At 65.8% G+C, this 26,115-nt stretch carries 31 protein-coding genes and 2 pseudogenes; 18 read left to right on the top strand and 15 right to left on the bottom strand.

Annotated features, from left to right (window positions below; all coding sequences use genetic code 11):
* The first annotated feature begins 186 nt into the window (after window positions 1–186).
* The 8 genes from GNX96_RS20305 (at window position 187) to GNX96_RS20270 (ending at window position 7,578) form a co-directional block, all read left to right on the top strand.
* Window positions 187–504 carry a GNAT family N-acetyltransferase gene (locus GNX96_RS20305; protein ID WP_163569299.1) on the top strand — a complete coding sequence of 106 codons (318 nt, stop codon included), beginning with the start codon at window positions 187–189 and terminating at the stop codon, window positions 502–504.
* A gap of 51 nt (window positions 505–555) precedes the next feature.
* A complete protein-coding gene (locus GNX96_RS20300; RefSeq protein WP_163569298.1) occupies window positions 556–1,041 on the top strand; it encodes a GNAT family N-acetyltransferase in 486 nt (161 codons plus the stop codon).
* A gap of 177 nt (window positions 1,042–1,218) precedes the next feature.
* A complete protein-coding gene (locus GNX96_RS20295) occupies window positions 1,219–4,266 on the top strand; it encodes a glycoside hydrolase domain-containing protein (RefSeq protein WP_163569297.1) in 3,048 nt (1,015 codons plus the stop codon).
* 65 nt (window positions 4,267–4,331) lie between these two features.
* The gene (locus GNX96_RS20290) at window positions 4,332–5,267 is read left to right on the top strand and encodes a PfkB family carbohydrate kinase (RefSeq protein WP_279580929.1); all 936 of its coding nucleotides are present in this window, start codon (window positions 4,332–4,334) and stop codon (window positions 5,265–5,267) included.
* 236 nt (window positions 5,268–5,503) lie between these two features.
* Window positions 5,504–5,932: a hypothetical protein gene (locus GNX96_RS20285; RefSeq protein ID WP_279580928.1), complete on the top strand. Its 429-nt coding sequence runs from the start codon at window positions 5,504–5,506 to the stop codon at window positions 5,930–5,932.
* Between the two features lie 287 nt (window positions 5,933–6,219).
* On the top strand, window positions 6,220–6,801 hold the full coding sequence (locus GNX96_RS20280; protein WP_163569294.1) for an acyltransferase family protein: 582 nt from the start codon (window positions 6,220–6,222) through the stop codon (window positions 6,799–6,801).
* Between the two features lie 2 nt (window positions 6,802–6,803).
* Window positions 6,804–7,178: a hypothetical protein gene (locus tag GNX96_RS20275; protein WP_279580927.1), complete on the top strand. Its 375-nt coding sequence runs from the start codon at window positions 6,804–6,806 to the stop codon at window positions 7,176–7,178.
* Window positions 7,179–7,278: 100 nt separating this feature from the next.
* Window positions 7,279–7,578, top strand: a complete 300-nt coding sequence (locus tag GNX96_RS20270; protein ID WP_163569292.1) for a hypothetical protein — start codon at window positions 7,279–7,281, stop codon at window positions 7,576–7,578.
* 1 nt (window position 7,579) lies between these two features.
* Here GNX96_RS20270 and merB read toward each other — a convergent pair whose 3' ends face one another.
* Complete coding sequence (gene merB, locus GNX96_RS53490; RefSeq protein ID WP_279580964.1) at window positions 7,580–7,957, bottom strand: organomercurial lyase; 378 nt, start codon at window positions 7,955–7,957, stop codon at window positions 7,580–7,582.
* A 113-nt stretch (window positions 7,958–8,070) separates the two neighbouring features.
* Here merB and GNX96_RS53485 point away from each other — a divergent pair, with 113 nt between their 5' ends.
* Both GNX96_RS53485 and GNX96_RS20260 read left to right on the top strand, forming a co-directional pair.
* Window positions 8,071–8,541: a hypothetical protein gene (locus GNX96_RS53485; RefSeq protein ID WP_279580926.1), complete on the top strand. Its 471-nt coding sequence runs from the start codon at window positions 8,071–8,073 to the stop codon at window positions 8,539–8,541.
* A 58-nt stretch (window positions 8,542–8,599) separates the two neighbouring features.
* Window positions 8,600–9,013: a heavy metal-responsive transcriptional regulator gene (locus tag GNX96_RS20260; RefSeq protein ID WP_163569291.1), complete on the top strand. Its 414-nt coding sequence runs from the start codon at window positions 8,600–8,602 to the stop codon at window positions 9,011–9,013.
* Here GNX96_RS20260 and GNX96_RS64210 read toward each other — a convergent pair.
* From GNX96_RS64210 to GNX96_RS20245, 4 genes are all read right to left on the bottom strand, one after another.
* Window positions 9,010–9,075 (bottom strand): hypothetical protein, encoded by a 66-nt coding sequence (locus GNX96_RS64210; RefSeq protein WP_390624083.1) that lies wholly within the window; start codon window positions 9,073–9,075, stop codon window positions 9,010–9,012. The genes GNX96_RS20260 and GNX96_RS64210 overlap by 4 nt on opposite strands.
* Window positions 9,072–9,416, bottom strand: coding sequence for an SCO5389 family protein (locus GNX96_RS67275; protein ID WP_279580925.1), 345 nt, complete (start codon window positions 9,414–9,416; stop codon window positions 9,072–9,074). The genes GNX96_RS64210 and GNX96_RS67275 overlap by 4 nt, the downstream gene beginning before the upstream one ends.
* A 775-nt stretch (window positions 9,417–10,191) precedes the next feature.
* Entirely contained in the window at window positions 10,192–11,508 is a 1,317-nt protein-coding gene (locus tag GNX96_RS20250; RefSeq protein WP_279580924.1) for a DUF222 domain-containing protein, read from the bottom strand.
* Window positions 11,509–12,286: 778 nt separating this feature from the next.
* A complete protein-coding gene (locus GNX96_RS20245) occupies window positions 12,287–12,484 on the bottom strand; it encodes a hypothetical protein (RefSeq protein ID WP_163569289.1) in 198 nt (65 codons plus the stop codon).
* Window positions 12,485–12,656: 172 nt separating this feature from the next.
* Between GNX96_RS20245 and GNX96_RS20240 the strand changes: the two genes are divergently transcribed.
* The gene (locus GNX96_RS20240; RefSeq protein ID WP_163569288.1) at window positions 12,657–12,860 is read left to right on the top strand and encodes a hypothetical protein; all 204 of its coding nucleotides are present in this window, start codon (window positions 12,657–12,659) and stop codon (window positions 12,858–12,860) included.
* Window positions 12,861–12,872: 12 nt separating this feature from the next.
* Here the strand turns inward: GNX96_RS20240 and GNX96_RS20235 are convergent, their stop codons facing one another.
* From GNX96_RS20235 to GNX96_RS53460, 8 genes are all read right to left on the bottom strand, one after another.
* The gene (locus GNX96_RS20235) at window positions 12,873–14,087 is read right to left on the bottom strand and encodes a S53 family peptidase (RefSeq protein ID WP_163569287.1); all 1,215 of its coding nucleotides are present in this window, start codon (window positions 14,085–14,087) and stop codon (window positions 12,873–12,875) included.
* 30 nt (window positions 14,088–14,117) lie between these two features.
* A complete protein-coding gene (locus GNX96_RS20230; RefSeq protein WP_163569286.1) occupies window positions 14,118–14,285 on the bottom strand; it encodes a hypothetical protein in 168 nt (55 codons plus the stop codon).
* Window positions 14,286–14,401: 116 nt separating this feature from the next.
* Window positions 14,402–15,754 (bottom strand): hydantoinase B/oxoprolinase family protein, encoded by a 1,353-nt coding sequence (locus GNX96_RS20225; RefSeq protein ID WP_279580923.1) that lies wholly within the window; start codon window positions 15,752–15,754, stop codon window positions 14,402–14,404.
* A complete protein-coding gene (locus tag GNX96_RS53480) occupies window positions 15,640–16,122 on the bottom strand; it encodes a hydantoinase B/oxoprolinase family protein (protein ID WP_279580922.1) in 483 nt (160 codons plus the stop codon). Before GNX96_RS53480 ends, GNX96_RS20225 begins: the two co-directional genes overlap by 115 nt.
* Complete coding sequence (locus tag GNX96_RS53475) at window positions 16,119–16,514, bottom strand: hypothetical protein (RefSeq protein ID WP_279580921.1); 396 nt, start codon at window positions 16,512–16,514, stop codon at window positions 16,119–16,121. Before GNX96_RS53475 ends, GNX96_RS53480 begins: the two co-directional genes overlap by 4 nt.
* Before the next feature lie 102 nt (window positions 16,515–16,616).
* The gene (locus tag GNX96_RS53470) at window positions 16,617–16,766 is read right to left on the bottom strand and encodes a hypothetical protein (protein ID WP_279580920.1); all 150 of its coding nucleotides are present in this window, start codon (window positions 16,764–16,766) and stop codon (window positions 16,617–16,619) included.
* 27 nt (window positions 16,767–16,793) lie between these two features.
* Complete coding sequence (locus tag GNX96_RS53465) at window positions 16,794–17,981, bottom strand: hydantoinase/oxoprolinase family protein (RefSeq protein ID WP_279580919.1); 1,188 nt, start codon at window positions 17,979–17,981, stop codon at window positions 16,794–16,796.
* Window positions 17,978–18,220 carry a hydantoinase/oxoprolinase N-terminal domain-containing protein gene (locus GNX96_RS53460; protein ID WP_279580918.1) on the bottom strand — a complete coding sequence of 81 codons (243 nt, stop codon included), beginning with the start codon at window positions 18,218–18,220 and terminating at the stop codon, window positions 17,978–17,980. Before GNX96_RS53460 ends, GNX96_RS53465 begins: the two co-directional genes overlap by 4 nt.
* Before the next feature lie 115 nt (window positions 18,221–18,335).
* On the opposite strand from GNX96_RS53460, the gene GNX96_RS20215 reads away from it, so the two are divergent.
* Window positions 18,336–19,091 carry a GntR family transcriptional regulator gene (locus tag GNX96_RS20215; protein ID WP_163569285.1) on the top strand — a complete coding sequence of 252 codons (756 nt, stop codon included), beginning with the start codon at window positions 18,336–18,338 and terminating at the stop codon, window positions 19,089–19,091.
* Here GNX96_RS20215 and GNX96_RS20210 read toward each other — a convergent pair.
* Complete coding sequence (locus GNX96_RS20210; protein ID WP_163569284.1) at window positions 19,060–19,935, bottom strand: polysaccharide deacetylase family protein; 876 nt, start codon at window positions 19,933–19,935, stop codon at window positions 19,060–19,062. The genes GNX96_RS20215 and GNX96_RS20210 overlap by 32 nt on opposite strands.
* A 262-nt stretch (window positions 19,936–20,197) precedes the next feature.
* On the opposite strand from GNX96_RS20210, the gene GNX96_RS20205 reads away from it, so the two are divergent.
* The 6 genes and pseudogenes from GNX96_RS20205 to metX all read left to right on the top strand — a co-directional run bounded on the left by GNX96_RS20205 (window position 20,198) and on the right by metX (window position 25,305).
* On the top strand, window positions 20,198–20,776 hold the full coding sequence (locus GNX96_RS20205; protein ID WP_279580917.1) for a hypothetical protein: 579 nt from the start codon (window positions 20,198–20,200) through the stop codon (window positions 20,774–20,776).
* 43 nt (window positions 20,777–20,819) lie between these two features.
* A complete protein-coding gene (locus GNX96_RS20200) occupies window positions 20,820–20,999 on the top strand; it encodes a hypothetical protein (RefSeq protein WP_279580916.1) in 180 nt (59 codons plus the stop codon).
* Window positions 20,996–22,102, top strand: coding sequence for an o-succinylbenzoate synthase (menC, locus tag GNX96_RS20195; protein WP_163569281.1), 1,107 nt, complete (start codon window positions 20,996–20,998; stop codon window positions 22,100–22,102). Before GNX96_RS20200 ends, menC begins: the two co-directional genes overlap by 4 nt.
* A 41-nt stretch (window positions 22,103–22,143) precedes the next feature.
* Window positions 22,144–22,582: pseudogene (locus GNX96_RS20190) on the top strand (cupin domain-containing protein).
* 256 nt (window positions 22,583–22,838) lie between these two features.
* The gene (locus GNX96_RS20185) at window positions 22,839–24,152 is read left to right on the top strand and encodes a bifunctional o-acetylhomoserine/o-acetylserine sulfhydrylase (RefSeq protein ID WP_163569280.1); all 1,314 of its coding nucleotides are present in this window, start codon (window positions 22,839–22,841) and stop codon (window positions 24,150–24,152) included.
* A pseudogene (metX, locus tag GNX96_RS20180) lies at window positions 24,149–25,305 on the top strand (homoserine O-acetyltransferase MetX). Before GNX96_RS20185 ends, metX begins: the two are co-directional and overlap by 4 nt.
* A 99-nt stretch (window positions 25,306–25,404) precedes the next feature.
* On the opposite strand, the gene GNX96_RS20175 reads toward metX, so the two are convergent.
* The gene (locus tag GNX96_RS20175; RefSeq protein ID WP_163569279.1) at window positions 25,405–26,037 is read right to left on the bottom strand and encodes a phosphatase PAP2 family protein; all 633 of its coding nucleotides are present in this window, start codon (window positions 26,035–26,037) and stop codon (window positions 25,405–25,407) included.
* Window positions 26,038–26,115 lie beyond the last annotated feature (78 nt).

Genomic DNA, 26,115 nt, shown 5'->3' with positions numbered 1-26,115 from the left:
CGCTGACGGAATTGGCGTGGACCAGTGGGTGGGCCGTTCTTGCCTGTGACAGCCGATTTTGATGGATACATCGCAGCGACTGGTCTAGGCGAGTTTGGGTCCGCCCGGCTTTGTTGTCGGCCCAACGTTGGATTTCGGCATTGCTGGGCTTATAACAGTCAGCACGCCGACGGACGGGATATTGTGGTGAATGAGTCTCCGATTATCGCCGATGGCCTTGTCTTGCGAAAACCTGAGGCCGCCGACCTCCCGGAGTTAGCCGTGGCATCCGCGGATCGGGAGATGCGGCGCTGGCTTCCAGGTCTGGCGAATTCAGCTGCCAAATCAGGTGAGCTGACCTGGTCGGTGGTCGATCAGGCGACTGGCAAGCTGGTCGGTGGGGTGGCTCTCTCGCGGGTCGACGAGCACAACGGGACGGCTGAGTTGAGCTTCTGGGCGGCGCCGTGGGCGCGACGGCAGCGGATCGCCAGCCGGGGGTGCGGTGGTCACCCAGTGGGTGTTTGACCGCGGATACGACCGGGTGCAGCGCCGAACGGAGTCCGTGGTGACGTTTTCGTGTGGAGGCGGCTGTCCGGCGACCGGCCTGGTCCGGGCGTACGGCTGCTCCCTGTTCCGCCGGTCGAGGGACTGACGGATGGCATGGTGACGATCCGGCCGCAGCGAGAGGCCGACGCCCAGAGCCTTGTCGAGTGCTGGCGGGATCCGCAGACCCGCCGTTGGCTGAACCAGCCGGCCGACCAGACCCTGGAGCGTGCGCGGGAGGAGATCCGTCGGGCGCCCGGAGATCTTTTGACTGGGCAGGCAGCGCATTTCACCGTCGTGGAAACGGCCACCGGCTCGGCGTGTGGTGATTGCACCGTCGGTATGGCGGTGCCGGATATGGGCATCGCCGCTCTTGGCTACATGATCCATCCGGCTTTTCGCGGCCGCGGTTACGCCGCCCGGGCCGCGCGGCTGGCCGCCGACTGGGCGATGACTGTGCCGGCGATCGGCCGGCTGGAGGTCAGTGCCGCGGTGGCGAACAATGCAGTCTTCGAGTGATCGAGAAGGCCGGTTTCGAGTTCGAGGGCGTCATCCGCGGCCACCTGCCCCAGCCGGACGGGCCGCGGCTGGATTCCCTGCAGAGCTCACGCGTACGCGACTGACCTGCCCTCTCATCCCGCACAACTCGCTTCTCGGCGACGGGAGAAATCGATGTCTGCCCTTAGGTTGTTAGCGATGATCAGTGTGGCCGCGGCCGTGGTGGGAACGGTGGGCGTCGCCGGTCCGAGCCTGGCAGCGGCCGTGCCAGTCACCAGTGTCTGGACCGAAAACTCGTCAGTCAACGTTTTCCAGGACAGCCTTCCGGCACCTGGTTCGGCGACCGCGGTCGACCTGACGATGGCCAAGAACGAATACGAGGCCGCGCAGATCGCCATCCGCAAAAGCTCGAACTTCACTATTCAGAAGGTGAGTTTCGGCGACCTCAGCAGCGGCGGCAACGTCCTCGCCGCCGCGAATCTGGCGTACCAGTTCGTCGAATTCGAGCATCTGGACGAAAACAGTCGCGCCGGATTCGAGAACTGGCCGTTGGACAATCCGATCCGGACCGCTCCGGGTGACTTTCCGGACGCGCTGTCCAACGACGCGTCGACCGCTGTGCCGGCCAACCAGACGATGCCGATCTGGATTCGGGCTTACGTCCCGGCCGCCACACCCGCTGGAGTTTATACCGGTACGGCCACAGTTGTCACCGACGTGGGAAGCTCCAACGTGCCGGTCACTGTGGACGTTCGCAATGTGACCATTCCCGATTCCAACCAGAGCACCTTCACCACGGCCATGTGGATGAACATGCTCGGATTCCTGAGCCCGGACAACACCCAGGACCCGATCAAGAAGGAATACGGCATAGACAAATACAGTGACGGGTGGTGGTCGCTGATGGACAATGTCGCCGCTTCCATGCGTGCGTACCGCGAAAACAGCCTTTCGGTGCCGTTGGTTACGCTCCTGGTCGACGGTGGCTCGTACCAGGATGGCGCCACCTACCATTTCAACTGGACCTTGGTGGATCAGGTCATCGAGCGCTTTATGGACAGGGACCACGCGATCAACCAGATCGAGGGATTCTGGTGGTTCTACGAGATTTATGGTGACACGGGAGCCAAAACCGAGATCATCACCGGCACCCCGACCAGTCGAAGCCGTGACTACGTGGGATCGGACACCGCTACGGTGAAGCGATGGAACACCCAGTTCCTCACGTCCTTGCGGGATCACGTACGCGCGAAGGGATGGGAGGACAAGTTCTGGGTGCACATCGCTGACGAGATCACCGACGACCAGGTGTCCCGCTACCGCGCCGCCGCCGACACGATTCACGCCATCTGGCCGCAGGTCCGGATCGCCGACACGAACAACGTGCAGTCGCCGATGGAGGCCGTCGCCGACAAACGGAACATTCTCATTCCGAACCTCAACCTGACGAGCGACCACGCCGACTACTACACCCATTCGGGAAAACCGTTCTGGCTCTACACCTGCAACATTCCGACCGGGTCATATCTCAACAGGCTCATCGACCAGCCGGTCTATTCGCAGCGGGAAATGATGTGGTACGCGTACCAAACCGGCGCGACTGGCTATCTGCACTGGGCGTACGACGCGTGGGACTACCCGATGAACGGCGATGGCGGGCAGGATTCCAAGGGCGACGGCTGGATTGTCAAACCGGACAAGGACCATCACACCATCAAGCCGACGATCCGGTTGGAGTCGCTGCGCGACGGCATCCAGGACTGGGAACTGCTGCGAATTGTCGGGCAGACGAAACCGGCACTTGCCCAAGCGATCAGTGCCGCCCTGGTCACCAGCGCGACCCGCTACAACGAGGACACCGGTTTTGTCAGTCGAATGCACAACGCGTTGGTCGCCGCGGCGGCTGGTGGCCGCACTTTTGTTGCTAACCTGACCATCGCGTCGGTGGCATCCGCGTCGACGAGTGCCGCCGGATCCGGCGCGGGCAACGCCATCGACAGCGACGCGTCGACGGGCTGGAAGTCGGCGGCGGGGGGATCCCAGTGGTGGCAGCTCGATCTCCGCGAACAGGCACAGGTGGACGCGATACAGCTCACCTGGGGGAGTGGCTTCGCGAAGTCGTACAAGATCCAGCTTTCCTACAACGGCACGGACTGGGCCGACGCGTACGCCACGACTTCCGCCGGCGGCGGTGACACTTTCGCCGGAATCAACGGCAAGGCTCGGTACGTACGCATCGCTGCCAGCAACTGCCCAACGACCGGATGCGTGATCAATGACGTGCAGGTCGGCGGCTCGTACCTGGCCAGCCAAAACCTGGCCGGCGGCAAGTACTACGACGAGCCGGACCCGGATGCGGCCTACCCAGACCTCGGATTCTCTACCGACGGCGTGTTGGCCGGCCACTACGACGACCGTCGGTCGTACGGCTATCACGTTGGCACCAGCGGTAGTTTCACCGCGACCGTCACCATCGACCTGGAAGCGCTGAGAACGCTGGGAAGCGTACGAATACACCGCTACCAGAATTATGAAGAGCATTACGATCCGGACTCCGTCGTCGTCTCCACCAGCACCGACAACCAGGCCTACACGCAGAAAGGCAGCGTCGGGAAAGCGGACGGGCTCTGGTACGACCTGACCTTCCCACCATCCGCGACACGCTATTTGCGGGTGACTTTCAGCAAGAACGGTGGCGACCTGGCCGACTGGCTCTTCCTCGACGAAATCGAGGCGTACGCGCCGCCAGCCGGCGAGGCCGTGAATATCGTGCAAGGAGCCGCTTACACGATGTCGGAGGAGCCTGATCCCGGTTATCCCGACACCGATGGTCACGAGGCGACCGATGGAGTCATCGCCGGTGGCTACGGCGACGGTGACGGATTCGGTTTTGTCGTCCAATACCTGACCGCGGAACCGGTCACGGTCGATATCGCGCTGCCGGCGGTCCGGGATGTGAATCTCGTCAGGGTCGCGAGATTCGAGGATGGAAAAAACACAACTACGCGCCGGACCGGGTCGACGTCTACACCAGTACGAATGGCGGCTCCTACCAATATCGAGGAGCCGCGACGTGGGCAACCGGCCAGTGGTACGAGATCGCCTTCCCCGACACGACGGCCGACCACATCCGGATCGCCGTCAGCAAAACCGGCGGCGACCAGGCCGACTGGCTCTTCCTCGACGAGATCAGCGCCTACGGAAGTCAGCTCGCCGCACGATAGTCGAGCGGGATCACCAGAGTGACCTATCGCTCGCTAAGATTGCGATCGCCCTGACCCTGTCCGGTCAGGATGAGAAAAGGAGGCGCTGTGACCGCGCTCCCTCGGCTGGTGCATGTCGGCTCGGTTGTCGTCGACATCGTGATGCATGTGCCGGCATTTCCCGAGCGCGGCGGTGACGTGCTCGCGACCCGCAGCGAGATCACCCCCGGCGGCGGGCTGAATGTGATGGTCAGCGCTCGTCGGCAGGGCTGTCCGGTCGCGTACGCCGGACTCTGCGGCACCGGGCCGTTTGGGGACATGACCCGCAAAGAGCTGGAAAACAATGGTATCGAGCTGCTGCAGGGGACGTACGAAGGCGCGGACACCGGCTATGACGTGGCGCTGGTCGATCCGGCCGGCGAGCGGAGTTTCGCCACGTCATTGGGTGCTGAGAGCCGGCTGGACACCGAGCACCTGGAAAGAATCGAGATCTTTCCCGGCGATGTTGTCTACGTGTCGGGATACGGATTGATCGCTCAGCACAATGGGCCCGCGCTGGCCGGGTGGCTGCCGAAAGTGGACCCGCTGGCGAGGGTGATCGTCGATCCTGGACCGCTGGTCGCCGATATCGCCGACGAGGTGTTGCGGCCGGTTTACCAGCGCGCCGATTGGTGGAGTTGCAACCAGCGAGAGGCGACCCTTTCCACCGGTATCCAGGCACCGGTCGAGGCGGCGGTGGCGTTGGCCGGCGAAACCGGCCGGGCCGGCGTGATCGTACGCACCGGGCCGGCCGGCCGCGGCTGCGTGCTGGTCGAGGCCGGTCGCCCGCCCTTGCTGGTGCCCGGAAACCGGGTGTCCACAGTGGATACGAATGGCGCCGGCGATGCCCACGTCGGTGCGTTCGTGGCCGGCTTGCTGGCTGGCCTTGGCTCGTACGAGGCGGTCCGGCGGGCGAACGCGGTGGCCGCCCTCGCGGTGACCAGATATGGCCCGGCGACCGCGCCGGCCGCGGCCGAGGTCGATGCCTTTCTGGCCGGAATATAGTCACTCGGTAAGACACCCTCCGTAGTTTTTCCTAAAGATAGGACGTCCGAAACACCGAAATGTCCTCCCCAGGCCAACGCGAACATCGTTCGCGAACACTTTGGCTATGTCCGATTTGCTGACCATCGTTACAGTGCTGGGATGCAGATACGCAGTGCCCCGCCGCGGACTTTGAACCTCCCGGCGATTCTGGAAGCATCCCGGCGGTTGGTGGACACCGAGGGGCTGAGCGCGCGTTGACCTTGCGCCGGGTGGCCCACGAGGTGAACACCGGCCAGGCCTCGCTCTACCGGCACATTGTCGACCGGGACGAGTTGCTTCAGTTGTTGGTAGACGGATTCGCCGACAGCTATCCGCTGGCCTCCAGCCGCGGTGCCATTGAGCAGCGGTTGATCCGGCAGTGGCGGCTCACCCGCGACCATCTCGCCGCGCACCGCTGGGTGGTGCGGATCGCCGCGGAGGGACGCGTACGTGCCTTTGGCTCGGACGCGCTCGGCAAGCACAACCGGGCGTTGCTGGCTGAGGCCGGCCTCGCCGCGGCGCAGGTTTCCAAGGCCGAGCGGGCATTGTGGAACCTGACCGTCGGCGACCTGCTCGATGCGAACCAGCAGCAGTCCGACTACAACTGGGCGCTCACCCGGCTGGTACGCGGCCTACTCGCCTAGGACTAGGGCGCGTCTCCTCATTCCAGGCGGCGAGGGCCGAGCCCAAGCGCCGTCCTGCGAGCACCGGACGATCACACCCATACGACAGAGGTATGAGCGCGACCGCCCGGCACTCGCAGGACGACGCTTGGATCTCGACCCTCATCCACCTGGAATGAGGAGACACGCCCTAGCCACGCGAGCGGTGCGATACCTGAGGATGGTCCTGGGTAGCGCGTAGGGGTGAGGAAAGATCGCTCCCGCTCGCGGGACGCCGGTTCGGGTCGGTCGCCCATAGTTTTCTGGGCATGACAACACCAGCCACCATCGCAGCCGCGCCGGCTCATCCGGCGTCCCGCTGGTCCGCTGCCCCGACCGGTATCCCGCTCGGCGGCCGGGACCGATTCATCGACCTGATCAGGGTGCTGGCGATCGCGGCGGTTGTCCTGCAGCACTGGGCGATGCCGGTGATGCAGTTCCGCGACGGGCAAACCCTGGTCAGCAGTGCGTTGCAGACTCCCGGCGCTCAGTTGGTGACCTGGATCAGCCAGATCATGCCGCTGTTTTTCTTCGCCGGTGGCGCGGCCAACGTGGTCAGCTGGCGATCGGCGCGGCGGCGTACGAAAACCGCGTCCTCGTGGCTTTCGGTTCGGCTGGGCCGGCTGAGTTTCCCGGTGCTGGCGGTCGCCGCCGTCTGGATTCCGCTGCCGTACCTGTTGGAAATGCTCGGCGCGCCGGCCGGTCCGGTGACGGAGGCGACCTTCTGGGTGGCCCGCGTGCTGTGGTTCCTGCCGGTTTACCTGATGTGCGTCGTGTGCACTCCGGTGGCGGAAAAGATGGCGGCTCGTCGGCCTTTGCTCGCCCTTGGCGGATGTTGGCCGGCGCGGTGATCGTGGAAATTCTGCGACTCGCCGTATCTGATTCTTTTGGTTACGCCAACTTCATTTTCGTCTGGCTGCTGATCCACCAGCTCGGTATTATGTACGCCAACGGCCAGTTGGGTTTCCTCACCCCGAAACGTGCCGCGGCCGTCGCCGCCGGTGCGTACGCGACGGTGGCCGCGATGGTGACCTTCGGGCCGTACCCGGTGATGATGTTGGCTCTGCCCGGCGCGTGGGAGCGTCGAACCAGGCGCCACCCACGCTGTGCCTGTTGGCCCAGTGCGTCGGGCTGCTGGCGCTGGCGTTGGCCCTGCGGCCGGCTTTGCTGGCACTGGCGGAGAAACGATTGGTGGACCGGCTCATCAGCGCCGTCAGTGACCGGATGATGACCGTGTATATCTGGCATATGACAGCCCTGATGGTGGGCGCCGGGATCTGTGTGATCGCGCTGCATATCAACACTCCGGCTCCGCTGAGCATCACCTGGTGGCTGACCGCGCCGCTGTGGCTCGGCCTGCTGGCCGCCTTGCTCTACCCATTGGTACGCGTTTTCGGCCGGCTGGAAAGCATCCGGATGCCGCGTATACCCGACGCCGTCGGCCCGGTGCGGGCCACCGTCGCCACCCTGCTGATCGCCGGCGGCCTGCTGGGCATCATGCTGGCCGGATTCACTCCGACGGCCACGCCGCTGCTGCTCGCTCCGATCCGATCCCAGCGGCCGCCGCGGTCGCCGTCGGGCTGGCGGTGCTCAGTCGTACGCCGGCCCGAAAGTCAGTCGAGGCCTGATTCACCTCCGCCGGCGGTCGTCCACTATGGACGGCCGTCGGTGTTGTCGTTTTGTCAACAGCGGCTGGAAAATCTCTCGTCCCGTACGTTCCGCTTGGGCTGCCGTCAAAACGACCGCCGGCTGGCCGGGATTCTTGTCCACCCAGGCCTGTGCGGCCGTACGGCTGGCGAAGAAGTCGAGCAGTGGACAGCAAATATCGGCCGCTGGGCCATCCACGGTCGGAACGACGACCACCACCGCGGCCGTCGCCGGCTCCCAGGTCGTACGCCCGCCCCGAAACTCGACAGTGATCGGCTGGCCATCGGTTGGATCGGCTGACGAGATCGTCGCGTCCACGCCAAGCATCGGAGGCATCCCGAGCGCGTCGATCGCACACATAGCGTAGACCCGTACTCCGCCGGCGAGGGCCACTTGGTGTCGAGTGGGCACTCCGGAAAACGGATAGGCGGCGACGACCGCCGCTGGTCGTCGAGCCGAATGAAATCGCCCTCGTGCAGCGCTTCGAGGACCTCCGGCGGCATGTCCGGCGGCTGGCCGGTCGTCGCGAATGCCCGCAGAATCGCCTGTTGCGCGGTCCGAAGCGGCGGCGGCGCGAGCCGGCGATCGGTGGCCAGGACCGTACGCAGAGCAGGCGGCAGCAGCGTCTTGGTCAGCAGCGTTTTGGTCAATGCGGCCCGGAGCTGGTCGATCGTTGGTGCGCCTTGGAAATCGCCGTTCCCGTCCGGATAGAGCCGGCACGACACGCTCGGTCGTTGGCCGGGCTCGGCGAACGGGTCGATGCCGTCGACCAACAAGGTCGGCGACCCGTACATGCCGGCCGCGGCCGCTCGGGCCGGGGCGTCGATCACCTCGTGAGTGATGGGTGCGTCGGGCGCCACGAGGCGAAGACGCTCGTCGAGCAGCGCCACGTGGGGGCACTCCGAGACGGCCAGTACGCGAAGCTCCATCGCGATCCTCCTTAGTCCGCCTGACGGTAAACCTTCCAGCTGACTGGAAGGTCAAGCCGCTATCGTTGCGGACATGCGGATCGGAGAGCTCGCCGAAGGTTGTGGAGTGACGGCGAAAACTGTGCGCTATTACGAGCAGATCGGGTTGTTGCCGGCACCGGCGCGGACCTCGGCCGGGTATCGCGACTACCCAGTGGCCGCCCTCTCGCGGCTCCGCTTCGTTCGTACGGCCCAAGCCGCCGGACTCACGCTCGCGGAGATCACCGGCGTACTGGGCATCCACGATGCTGGTGCGTCGCCGTGCGCGCACGTGGTGGCACTCATCGACGCGCATCTGGTGGAGATCGCGGACCGCATCGCGCAACTGCGGGCCGCGCAGGTCGAACTCGAACAGCTGGCGGCCCGGGCGGCTACCCTCGACCCGGCCGACTGCACCGGCTCCGACGAGGTCTGTCGGATCCTCACAGCGGCCGGGTCTGGCTGTTAGCAGTTCACTAGCTCAGGGGACTGGTTGAGCAGCTGCGCGCGTACGGACGTGAAGGTCTTCAGGGCCTCATCGGCGGCCGCGTCGGTCGGGGGCGGCGGCCACCCGGTGGCAGTTCTGGAAGGCCAGCCGAATCCCGAAATGCCGCTCCAGCGCGGCCCGGATCGAGTCGCTCGCCATGGCGCGCAGCAGTTGCCCCGCGATCCTGCTCGGTCGGCGGCTCCACCTGGTTGTCGGCGAACGGGCGACCCTCAGCCGTCTTCCCGCTGGCCAGATCGTCGGCTACCCGTGCCACCGTACGGTAGGCGTACGGCAGGGATTCCTTGATGCAGGCAACGAAATCCGCGTCGTCCACCGGCCCGGCGGTGGCGCGTTCAAGGAGTTCCGGGGAGACGGTCAGTGACATGGGTGGGTCCCTTCGGTGCAGAACGGTCAGATGGACATGAAACTCATTCTCATCTTGGCGCCGTCGCTCAGTCGCGTCAACCCGTAGCGCGATGACAACACTGGGTGATAAGGTCCCGCGCCGCGGGTGGGAAATGCATGCCAACTACTCTCCGTAGCCCTCACTCCCCAGATTGACGTCCGCATGGCACCCAAAGTCCGTACCGTCGCACCCTCGCTGATCAGGTGCCGGCCAGACCATTCGGCAGACCGCGCCCGGCGCGGTGGCGATCACGAGCGCGCCGGAATTATGATCCGGATGTAACTGACAGGTTCCCAGAGTTTGGATGCTGTCAGACAATCGGAACTGCTCGGGCCTCAGTGGAGATCCGCATCCAGGTGGGTGGCATCGGCGTCACGTGAGCGATTGTCGGTGGCTAATTTTTGAGAAATGACGATATCCAGGCGTCATTGGAGATTCTGGCTGATCAATCGTACGATGCGCTCGTAAAGGCGCGTGTACTGAACCAGCGAGGGACCTGTCCAAGTCGGCTCGATGACATGAATTTACCTCCGGACTTCCCAACGAATATGCCGCCGGCGCCCTCCAGGGATTCATTCAAGCTGCGGATTCTGCTCGTTACCGGCAGGCGTCTTGCGGCTCGACCGAGCCGGGTTCGACGAGATAACGTCCTCGGCACCCGTCTTCGCCCGGGCAGCGAGTCTTCTACGCTGCGTTCCCACTGTGTTGACGTTGCTGTCCTAACAACTTGCACCTGTCACCACCAGTATCGCTGCTAAATTTGGCGCTGTTTGTCGGTGGTTCTCGGGTTCGGGTCTGCTGAGAAGAATGGGGCGATGGCTTGGGCAGGGTCGTGGGCCGCCGGGTGGTGGTGCCCGGCGGCCGGGTGGGTTTTCCTATGCGGCGAGTTGGTTGATGCCGCGGATGGGTCTTCGTTCGCGGTCAACGTACGCGGGCGGTAGGAATTCAACGATTCCGTCGACGATGCGTACGTCCCAGCCGCCGTGGTGCACCAAACGATGGCACCGGTCGCACAGGAGCACGCAATTTTCAAGGCAAGTATGCCCACCATCGGCCCAGTGCTGCACGTGGTGCCCCCTCGTCCAGCGGGGTGGCCGCATCGGGCGCAGCCTTTGTCTCGCGCTATGAGTGCTTTGCGTAGGGCTGGTGTGATGAGTCGTTCGTTGCGTCCGACGTCCAGCGGTACGCTGTCGCTTCCCAGCACCATCGGAATAATATCCGCGTCACACGCAAGCCGGCGGACGCCCTCTGGGGAAATCGGTGCGCCACTGTGCGGATAAGCGACACCGAGCCGTTCCCGCAGCATGTCCCAGCTCATGGTGATGGTGAGATGCGGCCGCTCGGCACCCTGAATCGGGAGTTTCCCGGAGTCCGCGATCAGATTCAACGCTTCCGCTAACGCGTCGCCGTTGCGCTCGGACACTGACCGCTGATCAGGGGTGCCATTCTCAGCGGGGCGGGGTTTGGCCAGTGGGCTCAGAATTTCACTGAACAAAGTGCCGGTTTCACCGTCGAACGAGCCACTGAAGTTCAGCCGTCCATCTGTCCCGGTGTGCAAGGACTGTTCGCGGCGTGGTTTCTCGTTTTCGTGTTCGGAGGGCGCGGGTCCGTCGGGGTCCAGGTGGTCATGGATGCGTCGCCCGACTTTGGCCAGGCCGGGTGCGGTGTACCGTTTCGCGTGTTCCACCAGCGACGCTTCGGCTTCTTCACGGTCCTGGATGGTTACCCTGGCCGGGAGCCTGGTCACGACCCCAACAATCGTGTCGATTTGGGAGTCGGCGAGTTCCCCGCGGCGCATCGCTTGGCTCGCGATGCTGAGTGTGGGTGCGAGTGTTTCGCCGGTGAGGGCTTGGCTGGGGCACAGGTTCAGGGCTCGTTTGTAGCGTCGGGATGCCTCTGTGGGGGACAGCCGCAGGAGGTCTTGCAGCATGCCCAGGGTGTTGCGGTGCCCGAGCGTCTTGCCGACGTTTCCCCGGTGGATCGCCGCGACAATGTCCAACACCTCGACCTGCAGCAGCCGGACCGCTTTTTTCTTTCTCCTGCAGCAACTCACCCAACTCGTCCGGGTCACACCTCCAGAGCTCTGGAGCAGTGAGGTCATCGCCGGCGGCCATGACATTAATTCTACCGCCGGCACCGACAGTTTGGTCGCGTACGGGTGATCAGGAAATGGATACTTTCACAATAATCCCAACGAAACATAGAGCGCGCGCGTTCAACTCTTGCGAGCGGGAACGTTGGGCCTCTGAAGTAAGGCTCAGCAGCATGGCGCTGATATTTCGAGACCGCGGGCGCTGGAGTGGCTCGCCCCAGCGGCGGCGCTCCGATTGTTTGGCGGCGATCCCACCAGATGGACAGTGTGTGTTGCTCCTACAGATGCTGTGAATCGTGAGAAGTGTCCCCAATGGGAATTTGACTATCCACTGTGGACTCAAAGCCGTCGATGTCGAGTTACGTGCACTAGGCGCACGTGACTCGACATCCACACATCAGTGAAGTCACCCTGCGTACGATCGCCATTCCACCGACGGTACGAATGTGACTGCTGATTTCCAGATGAGGCTGTAGTGACAGAACGGCGGCGCCCTCACGCCAAGCTCTCCGGAGATCACCACCCGGATCGGCCATATGAGGTTCCGCGACGCTCGGTGTCCCCTGGCCGCATCGACGCGATGCGTGCGCCAAACGCACGCATCGCGTCGACGCGGCGAGCCGGTGAGCACGCTCTTCGCGCGAATCGGTGGATCGAGGCTGGGCGCACCCATGCGGACAAAACTCGGGTGCGCCGAGTAGCGAGGCGTCGAATTGTCACTGAACGCTAGCTTTTGTGGCCAGGGGCTGGAGCGTGGTTAGTACGAGTCGGCGTATTTCGCTGAGGGGGCGCCGACACCCGTGACGTCGTCGTAGCCGGCGGTCGCGTGCAGCGGGCCGTTGTGACCGAAGGTGAACAGGGAGGTCGCGATCGGGCTGCTCGGGTCGTGCACGTTGGTGTAGTCGTTGCGGACGACACCGAGGAGCTTGTTGGCGCCGAGCGGGGTGTCCGTCACGTCCTCGAAATTCGGGGTGTCGTAACGGATGTGTAGTCTGTGGGTTGGCGAAACCAATCGCGGTGCCGGCCGATTGTTGGGCGAGGGCCTGGATTCCGGCGAAGACCGGGGTAGCCAGGCTGGTGCCGCCCCAACGGGTTTCGTGATATCGCAGCGAACCGTCTGGATAGAGTTGGCTCTGGCCGACCAGTATGCCGGTGTTGTTGTCGGCGACCGCCGCCACATCCGGCGAGACCCGCATCGGCTTGGCCGCGATGGCGCCGTCCGGGAGCTGTTTTGCCAGTGCTGGTGGGACAACCTGGCGCTGGTACGCGGGCTGCGCGTAGAGCGTGCTGACCCCCCGCCGCCGCTGCCGCTCCCGTACGAGGTCGGGTAGCCGGTGCCCGGCTCAGGCGTCCACGCGGTGCGATCCGCGGAGAGTTTGGACTTTTGGGTGCCCCACCCGATCTGGAACTTCTCCCGGCCGTCCGGGCCGGTGGCCAGCGAGGTGCCGCCGACCGCGGTGGCCCAGACGGAGTCGCCGGGATAGCTGACCCTGGTCGCCGGTCGACCCGGCGCCGCAGCCGGTTTTCGGGTCGTTGTAACCACAGTCGCCGGGAGCGAAATAGAAACCGATGCCCTCGGCCGCGCCCTGCTGGAAAATCCGCTCGTACACGTCCCGGGTCGAGGCCGTCAGCGAGCCGTCCACCGCCGTCGACCACGAGTTGCTGACGATGTCGGCCGAGTGGTTGTCCAGGATCTGGTTGAAAACATCAATGAAATCCGGATCATTGCACGACGCTGCCGCCATGTACGCGACCTTGGCGTCGGGCGCGATGGTGTGTACGGCCTGGATGTCGATGGCCTCTTCGTCGTACCAGATGTTGCCGCCGCAATTGGTCACGTCGGTGTATTGCGCGGGCACGGTCTGAGTGAGCTGACCGGCGCCGAAGCTGGCCATCCCGTGGCCTCGGTAATACGTGTCGGAATCCGCGGCGATCGTCGGTGAGGCATAGGCGTCGACAACGGCGACGGTGACACCGCGGCCGGTCAGCCGCGTACGGTCGAGGTTGTACGCTTTGCGCAGCTCCTTCGGGCCGAATCCACAGGTCGTCCAGTTGCCGGTTGAGCCGTACGCGGCCGGGTATCCGGGCGCCTTCTTTTCGCCGTAATACTGCGAACACGGGTCGGCTCGCACGGTTACCGGTTCTGGGCCGGGGGTGGCGTCGTGGGGCTGGGCGCGGTGCGGTGCGGTGTCGAGGCCGGTCACCGAAAGCACGTCCGCGGCGATTGCGGCTGGTACGGTCACCGGCCCGGTCGGCGCCCGATAGGTGCCCGACTTGGCGGCGAAGTTGTGCAGTGTCGTACCAAAAGCCGCCTGCGTTGCGGAGGTGCTGCCATGCACTGTCAGGTAGTGCTCGTTCGCGCCAGTGACGGTGAGGCCGGTCGACGACAGCCACGACCGGACGGCCCGCACCTGGTCGGCGGTTGGCCCGAACCGGGCGCCGAACTGGGTCGGGCTGAGGTAGTGCTTGAAGGTTGGGCTGTGCGGGTCGGGCACCGCCGTGGCGAAGCTGGTCAGCCCGCGCGGGTCCCGGCCGGTCAGGTAAACCCGCGCGTCCACCGGCGCGCGGCCGCGTCGCTCTGGCCGCGGTCATCGGCCGCGACCGCGGCGGTGGGGCGGGGCGTCGGCGATGGCCGTACGGGCGGCGGCGTCATTCGAGGCCGCCGCGCCGGTGGCCATCGCCGCGACCAGGGCCGGCACCATGGCCGCGGCCGTCAGGGCCAGCAGCCCGGCCCGGTTATTCGATGTGACTCTCAAATGTCATTCCCTTGTAGTGACCTTTGGCTATCTGGCGCCGATTGTCGCCGGTGCGCACCATATGGGTGACCTGATGGCGAGACAACCTTTTCGACCGGCATGGAAAACCGGCCGAATCACTCTGCGCGCAACCGCGCGGTTTCCACCAGGTCCAGGAGATAGCTGCTGGGCGGTCGGACCAGGGCGCCGGCGGTACCGACGTACGAGACAGCGACACCGTAGGCGGACCGTGCGGCCTCAAGGGACACATACCCGTTAACGACATCCATCAGCACGGCCCGCGGGTCACGGGTATACGGGTCGCCGAAGCCGCCGCCGCCGCCAGGCATTTCCAGTAGCACATCGTCGGACGGTTCCAGTGGAACGAGCTGTTTGGCGGGCAGTGCTTCGCCGGCGCCGGTGGTCAGGGCGCCGGTCGCGCCGGGTTGGCCACCGGCGGCACCGGCGGCCGGGAACCGCAGGCGATCGACGTTCGCGTTGACTGACCAGAGGGTCGACGTACCGCAGCTCACCTGCAAGGTTTGTCCCAAACCACCGCGAAAAGCTCCGGCACCGCCGGAGTCGGTACGCAGTTCCCTGCGGTGCTGGCGAACAGGGGTGAGGGCTTCGATGACCTCGGTGGGGGCGGCTCGTACGCCGGTGGGGAAGCCGGTCGCTGAGAGGCCATCCTTCATCGCCCGGGCACCGGAGCCGCCGGCGTGAAAAGTGGTCAGGGTAAAGGGATCTCCGCGCCAGACGCACATCCAGAGCGCGTCGGCGCCGTGCGCGAGCAGGCGGCCAGGCAACGCTTGTGTCAAGGCGGCGAAAATCAGGCTGGGCAGGAAATGGCCGACGAGGTGCCGGGAGGCGACGGGGGCTGGCGGCAGGCAATTCAGCACCGAACCCGGCGGTGCGGTGACTTCGACCGGGCGAAAAGAGCCGGCGTTGTGTGGCACATCCGGGGCGATCGCGGCCTTGATGGCAAAAGACGCGTATGCGCGGGTGTAATTCAGCACCACGTTGACCCCGTGCCGGCTTTGCGGTGAGCTACCGGCGAAATCCAGCAGGATGCGGCGGCCGTCGATGGTCACGGTGACGGCCAGCCGGAGTGGGTGGCCGTCGAAGCCGTCGGTCTGCAGCTCACTTTGGTACGTGCCGTCAGCGGTGGCTTGGAGCGCCTCCGCGAGCGCCCGCTCGGAACGGTCCATGATCTGCGCGGCCACCGGGTCGAGCGAGTCCAGGTCAAGTTCGTCCATCATCAGCCGCGACAAGCTCGCCGCGCCGACGTCGTTTCCGGCCATCTGGGCGTAAAGGTCGCCGACCGTCTCGTCCGGCGTACGAACGTTCGCGCGAATGATGGCGATCAGCTCGTCGTTCAGTTCACCCGCCCGGCTGAGTTTTTCATGATCGGCAGCCGCAGGCCCTCTTCGAAGATCTCGGTCGCCGACGCGGACAGGATGCGGCCGCCGATGTCGGGGGAGTGGCAGCAACTCGCGAACCACGCCACCAGCCGCCCCCGGCGGAAAACCGGGGTAGCCACCGTGATGTCGTTGATTTGGCCAGCGGTCATCCAAGGATCATTGGTGATCAGCACATCTCCGGGCACCAGCTCGGTGGGGCCGAACTTCGCCGCGATATGGGCCATTCCGGTGGCGATGGCGTTGATATGCCCGGGAGTCCCGCCGACCGACTGGGCCATCATCTGCCCGGTGGAGTCAAAGGCCGCGCAGGCCAGGTCCAGGGATTCCCTTACCACCGGCGAGAAAGCGGTGTTGACGAGGGCGTTTTGTTGTTCGGCAAGGATGGCGGTCAGCCGGTTGGCCACGATGGGCACCATAATTGTCATCGGTACGCTCATCGCGCCGGCCATTCCAGGTGGAGGCAGCCGTCCGCGCTCGCCGTGCACTGCGCGCCGGGCGGCACCACCACGGTCGACTCGCGTTCCTCGATCAGCGCCGGCCCGTCCACCGCGAAGTCCGCTTCGAGCTGATAGCGATCAAAGACTGGGGTGTCGACAAAGCCTCCGGCAGCGGGAAAGTACGCAGCTCGGCTGCCCTTTTGGGCAGCGCTGGGAGAAGCCGTGACGCGCAGGGTGAGCGGTTGGTGCGGCCGTGGTCCGCTGACCACCACCCGCCAGGTTAGTACCTCGACTGGTACGTCCGGTCCGACCCGGCCGTAGCGCCGCTGGTATTCGCGCTGGAAGGCCGAAACAAGGTCGTCCGGCCATCGGCCGGCGGCCGGGACCGGCACTCGCAGCTCGCTCTTCCCTGACCGGCGTAGCGCAGGTCCGCGAGCCGCTGATGGCTCATCGCCATCGGGTCGACGCTGGCGTCGACGAGCAGTCGCTCACCTTCACAGCGCATCGACGTGAAGATCTCTTCCACGTCCGCTTGGCGGAAATCGGTCAGCCGGCCCGCCGGCCGAGCGGGCGAAGTCGAAAGCCATCGGTGCGGTCAGGAATCCGACCGCGCTCATCACCCCGGCGGCCGGCGGCACGATCACCCGCCGGATCGGATCGCAGCGCGGCGGCTACCCCCCGGCCGCGTGCACCGGCCCGGCGCCGCCGAAGGCGACCAGTGGCAGCTGGGCCGGATCCTGGCCGCGCTCGCAAGTGTGGACGCGAGCCGCGTTGGCCATGTCCTCATTCACCAGCGTGTGGATGCCCCAAGCCGCGTCCACAATGGACAGTCCGAGCGGTTCGCCGACATGCCGCCGTACGGCGGTCGCGGCGGCCCGCGGATGCAGCGGCATGTCGCCGCCGAGAAAATAGTTGGGGTCGAGATATCCCAGCAACAGATCGGCATCGGTGACCGTGGGTCGCTCGCCGCCGTGTCCGTAGCAGGCGGGGCCAGGCGCCGAACCGGCCGATTCCGGCCCCACCGCTAGTAAACCGAGCGCGTTCGTACGAGCCAATGACCCGCCGCCCACGCCGATCTCGATCATGTCGATGACCGGCACTTTTACCGGCAACCCCGAGCCGGCTCGGAGTCGGTAGCGGCGGTCGACCTCAAAGGCGTGGGTGACCAGCGGCACGCCCTCCTGGACAACGCAGAGTTTCGCAGTGGTGCCGCCCATGTCGAACGCGAGCAGGTCCTGCCAACCGGCCGCGGCGCCGAATGCGGCCGCCGCGAGGGCGCCGCCGGCCGGTCCGGACTCCAGCATCCGGACCGGATACCGGGCCGCGGTGTCCACTGTGGCCAATCCGCCGTGGGAAAGCATGATCTGCGGTGCCGGACCGACGCCGGCCGCCGCCGTCCGGTCGCGAAAGTCAGCGAGATAGCGTGCGGCCAGTTCACGTACGTAGACGTTGGCGACCGTGGTGGACGCTCGCTCGTACTCCCGGATCTCCGGTGCGACGTCACTGGAAATGCAAACCTGAAGGCCCGGCGCCGCTTCCTTGAGGATCGCCGCGGCTTCCTGTTCGTGGTCAGGATTGGCAAAACTGTGCAGGAAACAGATGGCGACCGCTTCGACACCGTGCTCGACGAGCTCATGCGCGAGCATTTGCACGTGCATTCGGTCCAGCGGCAGATCCACCGTACCGTCCGCCAAAACCCGTTCGGGCACGTCAAAACGCAAATATCGTGGCACCAGCGGGCGGGGTGGCTCGAGCATGAGATCGTAGAGTTCGTACCGATGTTCGCGGGCCATCTCCAGCACGTCGCGAAAACCGGCGGTGGTCAGCAACGCGGTGACTGAACCGGTTCGCTCGATCAATGCGTTGGTAATGAGGGTCGTTCCATGCACGAACTGGGTAATGCGCGTTGCCCCTCGACACCCAGATTGCCGATACTCTGGAGCAGCGCCTGCTCCATGCCCCGGGCTGGCTCTCCCGTGGTGGTGAGGACTTTCCGTACGGCAATGATGCCCGTCGAATCGACCGCGGCGAGATCGGTGAAGGTGCCGCCGATGTCGACCCCGGTCCGGATGCCGGCCGGGGCAGCGTCAGCGGACATGGGTCGGCGACCTCCGGCTGCGATGGATTAGGCTCTGAGCACGGTATAGATCGTCCGACGATTAGACAATAGGAGTGTCGATCATCGGAGGAGTTCCACCTACTGGGATGGGGCCATGATCGGGAACAACAGCTCGCTGTCGATCCGGCAGATCGCCGAGATGCGGGCGGCCTACGACCGCGAGAGCACCGCGAGCCGGGTCGCCGCCGCGATCCGCGAGCAGATCGTGGAAGGCGTCATCCGGCCCGGCAGCCAGCTTGTCGAAGAACACATGTGCACGGCGTTACGGGTGTCCAGGAGCACGCTGCGCGAGGCTTTTGCGCAGTTGCAACGCGAACGTCTGGTGGTGCACGAACTGAACCGCGGCGTTTTCGTACGAGAGCTGACCGCTTCCGATGTCGTCGACATCTACCGGACCCGCCGGTTGATCGAATGCGCCGCGATCCGGGAGGCGCAGGAGGTGCCAGTCGTGGTGCTGCGCGACATGCGAGCGGCGATCGAGACCGGCCGGATCGCCGCCCGCGAGCAGCGCTGGCGGGATGTCGCGGCGGCCAGCATTCGCTTCCACCAGGCCCTGGTGGGGTTGACCCACAGCGAGCGGGTGGACGAGATCATGCGCCAGCTGATGGCCGAGTTCCGGCTGGCGTACGCGGCCATGGAAGACCCACGGATGTATCACGAGCCCTATCTGGCCAGGCATCCAGCGATCTTGGAAGCGCTCGGGCACGGCGATCTGATCCGAGCTGAGAGCCTGCTCCGGCGTTACCTGGACGACGCCGAGGCGCAGGTCCTTCGCGCCTTCGGCCCCCGCCCGCTATTTATGAGAAGTCGTCGGACAATCAGTCCGAGTCGGATGAGCTGGTGTCGTTGACCACCGGCTCGGTCAGCCGGCTGATGCCCGGCTTCTCCTTGGCCGATGGCGCGATCACCGAGCCGTCGGCCGGCAGGTAGTCCTGCAGGACCGCCGGAGTCAGCCCGGCCTGCTTGACCGCCTCCAGGACTTTCGCGAAGCCGACCACGAAGTTGTCCTGAAAGTGCAACAGGATGATGTCCCCTGGCTCGATCTGGCGGACGCCGCGGCGCAGGTGCACGATGTTGTTGCCATGCACGTTGACCTGCCACAGCACGAGGTAGTGCAGGCCGCAGGTGGGCAGCACCCGCAATGTCGTGGAGTTGAACGCGTCGTAGCCGAACGGCGGCCGGAACAGCCCCGGCCGATGCCCGAACATCCGCTGATACTTCGACGGGATGCCGCAGATCTGCTGCCGCTGTCGGCCGGCGAACACCTTGGCGATGTTCGGGTGCTGTTCGGTGTGGTCTTCCAGGTGTATGCCGAGGCCTTGTAGCCGGCGGAAGTAGTCCGGCTCGCAGCTGGCGACCGCGCCGATCAGGAACACCGTCACCGGCACGTTCGCCTTGCGCAGCAGCGCTTCGGTGCGCGGGTCTCGGTTGTCGCCATCGTCGATCGTGATGAAGACGACCTTCTGCTTGGTCGGGATGTCCCGTACGACCACCGCACCGCTGTTGTCCTGCGGCGGCGGGCCGGCACCGAGCCAGGCCGGGTCCGGCCGGATCGGCACCCGCTCGGGCCGCGGAGGCTTGTCGAAATGCGGGAGGTCGGGCAGCGCGGTCGTGCCGACCGGCTTGCCGATCGGATCCCGGTCGTTGCAGTCCTTCGAGCGCGGATGTGGCCGCTGCTCAGCGGTCGCTGGCACCGCCCGTCCAGCCGAAGCCCTCTGTTGCAGTGGCGGTGTGGCCGCCGTACAACCGGCCACTAGGGCGCAAACCCCCACAAAAACCGCCAGAACCCCGCGCCTGCCGAGCACCCCCGTGCCTCCCCGTTGAGTTGGGCCGACGATCATGAACAATGTATAGACGCTCGACGGACCCAGGTTGGTTGCTAATGATGCGAAATTGTTGCCCAAAGGTTTTTTTTTCGGTCCGCTCGGCGCCCCCCCCTCTGACAGGGCATTTCGGATGATTCCGCAGGTGGTGGAATTGACCGATCCGGCGTCTTACCGCGCACTCGCCGCCCTTTTCCAGCGGATCTGGCAGGACCCGCAACTGCCGGTCGACCCACCGATGCTGCGTGCGCTCTCGTACGCCGGAAACTACGTCGTCGGTGCGTACGCGGGTGAGGAGATGATCGGCGCCGCCGTCGCCTTCTTGGGCGGACACGGCCTGGGCCTGGATCGGCACCTGCATTCGCACATCACCGGGGTGATCACCAGGCACCGCGCCGGCGGAGTCGGCTATCTGCTCAAGCAGCACCAACGCGCGTGGGCGCTGGAGCGTGGCCTGCCCCGCGTGTGCTGGACGTTCGACCCGCTGGTCCGTCGCAACGCATACTTCAACTTCCACAAGCTCGGCGCCGAGCCGACCACGTACCTCCCGGATTTCTACGGTCCGATGGATGACGGCATCAACGCCGGCCAGCCAAGCGACCGGATGTATATCGACTGGGATCTCGCGAGTCCGCCGGCGGTCGCGGCGGCCGCTGGCGCGGTCGCGCACCGCGCCGGATCTCGCTGGCGCCGAGATCCTGCTCGGCCATGATGGCGAGGCGCCTGGTCGGGCGCGGCCGGTCGGGACGGGACGGGTGTTGGTCGCCATTCCGGTCGATGTCGAGCGGTTGCGGGGCAATGACCCAGCGCTGGCCATCCGGTGGCGCTATGCCGTGCGGGAAGCTCTTATGAGCTGTTTCGCCGAGGGACGTCGGGTCGTCGGGGTGTCCCGCGAGGGGTGGTACGTGATGTCTGGCTTAGAGGAGAAGTCGTGAAGATCGCCGGGATCGAGCTGCGCCGGGTAGCGATGCCGCTGGTGGCGCCTTTCCGTACGTCCTTCGGCACCGAGACAGAACGGGACGTGCTGCTGGTCAGGGTCGACGCGGGGGCGGCTGAGGGCTGGGGCGAGTGCGTCGCGATGTCCGAGCCGCTCTACTCGTACGAGCACGTGGACGGTGCCGCCGAGGTGATCCGGCGCTTCCTGGTCCCGATCCTGGCGGCCGCGCCGAGCGTCGACGGGTACGCCGTCGGGGAGCTCTTCGAGCCGATCAAGGGTCATCCGATGGCCAAGGCCGCGGTTGAGATGGCGGTGCTGGACGCCCAGCTGCGGATCGCCGGCATGTCCTTTGGCGGCTTTCTGGGCGCAGTGAAGGAGACCGTGCCGGCGGGCGTGTCCGTTGGGATTATGGACACCATCCCGGCGCTGTTGACGGCGGTCGAGTCGTATTTGGCGGCCGGCTATTCGCGGATCAAGCTGAAGATCGAGCCGGGCTGGGACCTGGAGCCAGTCGCGGCCGTACGCGAACAGTTCGGTCCGGACGTGCTGCTCCAGGTCGACGCGAACACCGCGTACACCCTCGCCGACGCCCGGCACCTGGCCCGTCTCGACCCGTACGACCTGCTGCTGATCGAGCAGCCGCTGTCCGAGGACGACATGCGCGGCCATGCCCAGCTCGCGAGGGTCCTACAGACCCCGGTCTGTCTGGACGAGTCGATCACGTCGGCCCGCGCTGCCGCTGATGCGATCGCCCTTGGCGCCTGCTCGATCGTCAACATCAAGCCCGGCCGGGTCGGCGGCTATCTCGAAGCCCGCCGCGTCCACGACGTGTGCGCCGCCAACGGGATCGCGGTGTGGTGCGGCGGCATGTTGGAAACCGGGCTCGGCCGAGCCGCCAACATCGCGCTCGCCGCCCTGCCGGGTTTCGTCCTGCCCGGCGACACTTCGGCGTCCGATCGCTACTACGCGACCGACATCACCGAGCCTTTCGTCCTGGAGGACGGTCATGTCCGCGTCCCCACCGGCGCTGGCCTCGGCGTCACTGTCGACTCCGCTGAGCTGTCCGCCCGTACGACTGCCACCGAGTGGATTCCGTTCTGAGGCCTTTGAATTCCGGACCCGTTTCATGATGGACTCGGTGGATGGATGGCGACGCGTTTCATCGCAGGTTGCACCACATCGGCCCGGCGCGGTTCTCCGGTGACACCGGGCAGACCGGCGGCATGCGCCGGGTCGAGGCGATCAGCGGAAAGTCGGTAGGCGCCGAAAATCTCTGGATGGGACAGACCCACGTCGCGGCCGCGACCAGTTCGGCCAACCATCATCACGGGCATTCCGAGACCGCGATCTATGTGCTGAGCGGGCATCCGGAGTTCGTCTTCGCCGACCCGGACGACCCGGCCAAAGAGGTTCGGTTGGTGACCAAACCCGGCGATTATGTCTTCGTGCCGCCGTGGGTCCCGCATCGCGAGGAAAACCCGGACCCGGACGACGAGGCCGTCGTGGTCATCGCTCGTACGACCCAGGGACGCCATTGTGGTCAACCTGCCAGATTTGAGCTGGCCCACAATCACCGACTGAGGATCTGGCGCAACCGCGCCGAATCGGCTACCGTCGGTCGCATGTCACTGCTGGTTGCGCGTCGATACGTCGACTTCATGCGGCTTTCCAGCACTGCGTGTTGCCTGTTCGGCTGATTTCCCACATCTCTGGCCCAGCGCCGAAACTTTCCTTCCAGATCCCGGGTAGTTCCGGGAATCCAGTGCTGTCCGCATGGTCGCGGTCAGTGCTGTCGCCTACCCCAAAAGCCGAAGACAAATCACGTGGAGGACCCGCAATGACCGCTCCAGAGACCGGTTGGTCTTTCGAAACCAAGCAAATTCACGCCGGTGCGTCGCCCGACCCGGCGACCGGCGCCCGGGCCACTCCGATTTACCAGACCACGTCGTACGTTTTCCGGGACACCCAGCACGCGGCGAACCTGTTCAGCCTGGCCGAGGCCGGCAACATCTACACCCGGATCAACAACCCCACCCAGGACGTGCTGGAGCAGCGGATCGCGGCTCTGGAAGGGGGAGTGGCGGCGGTCGCCTTCGCCTCCGGCCAGGCGGCCGAGACCGCGGCGATCCTGACCCTCGTACGCAGTGGTGATCATTTCGTTTCCAGCGCCTCGCTTTACGGCGGCACTTACAACCTTTTCCACTACACGCTGCCCAAACTCGGCATCGAGGTCAGTTTCGTCGATGACCCGGACAACGTGGACCAGTGGCGGGCTGCGGTACGCCCGAACACCAAGCTGTTCTTCGCCGAGTCGCTGGGAAACCCGCGTGCCAACGTGTTGGACGTACGAGCCGTCGCCGATCTCGCGCACGAGGTGGGTGTGCCGCTGGTGGTCGACAACACCGTGCCCACGCCGTACTTGCTGCGCCCGATCGAGCACGGCGCGGACATCGTGATCCACTCCGCCACCAAATATCTCGGTGGCCACGGCACCACGGTCGCCGGCGTGGTCGTGGACGGTGGTACCTTCGATTTTGGCAAGGACCCGGCCAAATTCCCCGACTTCAACGAGCCGGACCCGAGCTACCACGGCCTCAAATACTGGGAGGTGCTCGGCCCGGGTGCGTTCGCGGCCAAGCTGCGGGTGCAGATCCTGCGGGACACCGGTGGTGCGATCGCGCCACTGAACAGCTTCCTTATCCTGCAGGGACTGGAAACTCTCTCGCTGCGGATCGAGCGACATGTGTCCAACGCGCAGGCTTTGGCTGAATGGCTGGAACAGCGGGACGAGGTCGAGAAGGTCTACTACGCGGGTCTGCCGTCGAGTCCGTGGTACGACGCGGCGCGCAAATACCTGCCGCGCGGTGCCGGAGCGGTGGTGGTTTCCTTTGACCTGCGTGGCGGGGTGGCGGCCGGCAGGGCCTTCGTCGACGCGACCGAACTTTTCAGCCTGCTGGTCAATATCGGGGACGTACGCAGCTTGATCGTGCACCCGGCCAGCACGACCCACAGTCAGCTGACCGAGCAGCAGGAGCAGGCCGTCACCGGGGTCACTCCTGGGCTGGTGCGGCTTTCGGTGGGCATTGAGGGCCTGGACGACCTCAAAGCCGACCTGGAGGCCGGTTTCCGGGCGGCCAAGGCCGCTGGATGACCGACGGTTCCGCTCGCCCACCCGCCTGCGGAGCTTGGCGGGTGGGCGACGAGCCGGGCCGGCGGCAGTGGTATGCCGCCGGCCGGTCCTTGCTGCTGGAATCCGGTGACGTGCTGCCGGATTTCCGGCTGGCGTACGAAACCTGGGGCACTCTCGCGCCGGATCGCACGAACGCGGTGCTCGTCCTGCACGCCCTCACCGGCGACAGCCACGTCGCCGGTGAGGCGGGTCCGGGGCACCCGACCGTGGGCTGGTGGGACGGGCTGATCGGCCCCGGCCGGGCGCTCGACCCGGAACGTTTCTTCGTGATCGCGCCCAATGTGCTCGGCGGGTGCCAGGGCAGCACGGGTCCGGCCTCGATGGGCCCGGACGGGAAGGCAGGGGAGCAGGTTCCCGGCGCTGACCGTACGCGACCAGGTCGCCGCCGAGGCCGCGCTCGCCGACGCGCTCGGCATTGACAACTGGGCGGCCGTGCTCGGCGGTTCGATGGGTGGCATGCGGGCCTTGGAATGGGCCGTGACGCTGCCCGACCGGGTGGCGGCCGCGCTCGTGCTGGCCGCCCCGGCGCGTACGTCCGCGGAGCAGATCGCCTGGAGCTGGCCGCAGTTGTGCGCGATCGAGGAGGACCCGGGTTGGCACGGCGGCGACTACCACCAGCTGCCTGACGGCGAAGGACCACATCGCGGCCTCGGGGTGGCCCGCCGGATCGCCCACATCACGTACCGCAGCGAGCCGGAATTGCAGGCCCGCTTCGACCGGAGATACCAGCAGGGCGAAAATCCGCGCGATGGTGGGCGGTTCGCGGTCGAGTCCTATTTGGACCATCACGCCGCGAAGCTGGTCCGCCGGTTCGACGCGCGCCAGCTACGTCACCCTCACCCGTACGATGAACAGTCACGACGTGGGCCGCGGTCGCGGCGGCGTGGAGGCCGCCCTGGGCCGTGTCACGGCTCGGATGTTGGTCGCCGGGGTGGACAGTGATCGGCTCTATCCGTTGGCGCAGCAGGCAGAAATCGCCGAAGGCGTCCCGACCGCCGATAAACTGCGGGTGATTTCCTCACCGTACGGCCATGACGCGTTCCTCATCGAGATCGACCAAATCGGCGTCCTGGTCGCCGACCTACTCGGAGTGCAGCTGCCCTCCAGGTCGTAGTACTAACTCTGCTACCAACGGGAAAACTGGGACTGGTAGGTGCCGGAGTTGGTGGTGGACTCGACCCGCTTGGGGCGTACGGTGCCGGCCACCACGAAATCAGGGCTGCCCAAAACCGTTGCCAGCACCGGAAAATCGCGGAGCCGGTGGACGGCCACGGTGGTCCAGCGGACAAGCCCGAGTGGGAGCGCAAGGCCAATTGCCGCTCCCCCCAGCGCCATCCCCGGCGGCCACGTCGTGGGGATAATGCACGCCGATGAAAACGCGGGACACGCCGACCAGCAGGGCCAGCGGCACCGCGATCCACCCGAGCTGTCGCCACACCAGGATCAGCGCGACGGCGGCGGCCGCCGCGAGAACGGCGTGGTTGCTGGGAAAAGACCAGTCGGTGGCGGCTGGGCAGGTGTCGATCGTGGTGACGCCGGCGACCGTACGACATGGGCGTACTTCCTGGACAATGTCCTTCAGGCCGGTGCTGACCAGGTATGAGACACCAATGGCGACCACCCCGAGCAAGGTCAGCGCCATTGCTCGGGCGGGACCGCGGCGAGCGTGCCACCAAGCCAGCGCGAACAGGCCCAGGACCACGAAAAGGCCGAGCTGGGTGACCACCGAAGCGGTCAGGTGGACGAACCAGGGCGTCTTGCCCGCGGCGTCGGCGATGTCCTTATAGAGACCGCTGTCGAAGGGGCCGCCGGGCGTCGTTGCCGCGGCGAGCGCGAGGAGGTGCATGGCCTCAACGCTATGAGCGGCCCTCCGGTCCGGCATCGAACGCAGGGAGCGGCCGGGGGCAGACCTGCGGGCGATCCC

Origin of the sequence: Fodinicola feengrottensis (assembly GCF_010993775.1) — a bacterium.
Taxonomy (GTDB): Bacteria; Actinomycetota; Actinomycetes; order Mycobacteriales; family HKI-0501; genus Fodinicola; species Fodinicola feengrottensis.
Note: the sequence above shows the minus strand (reverse complement) of the source record. Positions and strands in the feature narration are given on the sequence as shown.

What these genes read in the sequence shown, in the direction of transcription:
- GNX96_RS20295 (WP_163569297.1), top strand. Translation starts at nt 1,219, where the DNA reads ATGATCAGTGTGGCCGCGGCCGTGGTGGGAACGGTGGGCGTCGCCGGT.
- GNX96_RS20280 (WP_163569294.1), top strand. Translation starts at nt 6,220, where the DNA reads ATGACAACACCAGCCACCATCGCAGCCGCGCCGGCTCATCCGGCGTCC.
- merB (WP_279580964.1), bottom strand. Translation starts at nt 7,957, where the DNA reads ATGTGTGCGATCGACGCGCTCGGGATGCCTCCGATGCTTGGCGTGGAC.
- GNX96_RS20260 (WP_163569291.1), top strand. Translation starts at nt 8,600, where the DNA reads ATGCGGATCGGAGAGCTCGCCGAAGGTTGTGGAGTGACGGCGAAAACT.
- GNX96_RS67275 (WP_279580925.1), bottom strand. Translation starts at nt 9,416, where the DNA reads ATGTCACTGACCGTCTCCCCGGAACTCCTTGAACGCGCCACCGCCGGG.
- GNX96_RS53480 (WP_279580922.1), bottom strand. Translation starts at nt 16,122, where the DNA reads ATGAGCGTACCGATGACAATTATGGTGCCCATCGTGGCCAACCGGCTG.
- GNX96_RS53460 (WP_279580918.1), bottom strand. Translation starts at nt 18,220, where the DNA reads ATGTCCGCTGACGCTGCCCCGGCCGGCATCCGGACCGGGGTCGACATC.
- GNX96_RS20215 (WP_163569285.1), top strand. Translation starts at nt 18,336, where the DNA reads ATGATCGGGAACAACAGCTCGCTGTCGATCCGGCAGATCGCCGAGATG.
- GNX96_RS20205 (WP_279580917.1), top strand. Translation starts at nt 20,198, where the DNA reads ATGATTCCGCAGGTGGTGGAATTGACCGATCCGGCGTCTTACCGCGCA.
- GNX96_RS20185 (WP_163569280.1), top strand. Translation starts at nt 22,839, where the DNA reads ATGACCGCTCCAGAGACCGGTTGGTCTTTCGAAACCAAGCAAATTCAC.
- GNX96_RS20175 (WP_163569279.1), bottom strand. Translation starts at nt 26,037, where the DNA reads ATGCACCTCCTCGCGCTCGCCGCGGCAACGACGCCCGGCGGCCCCTTC.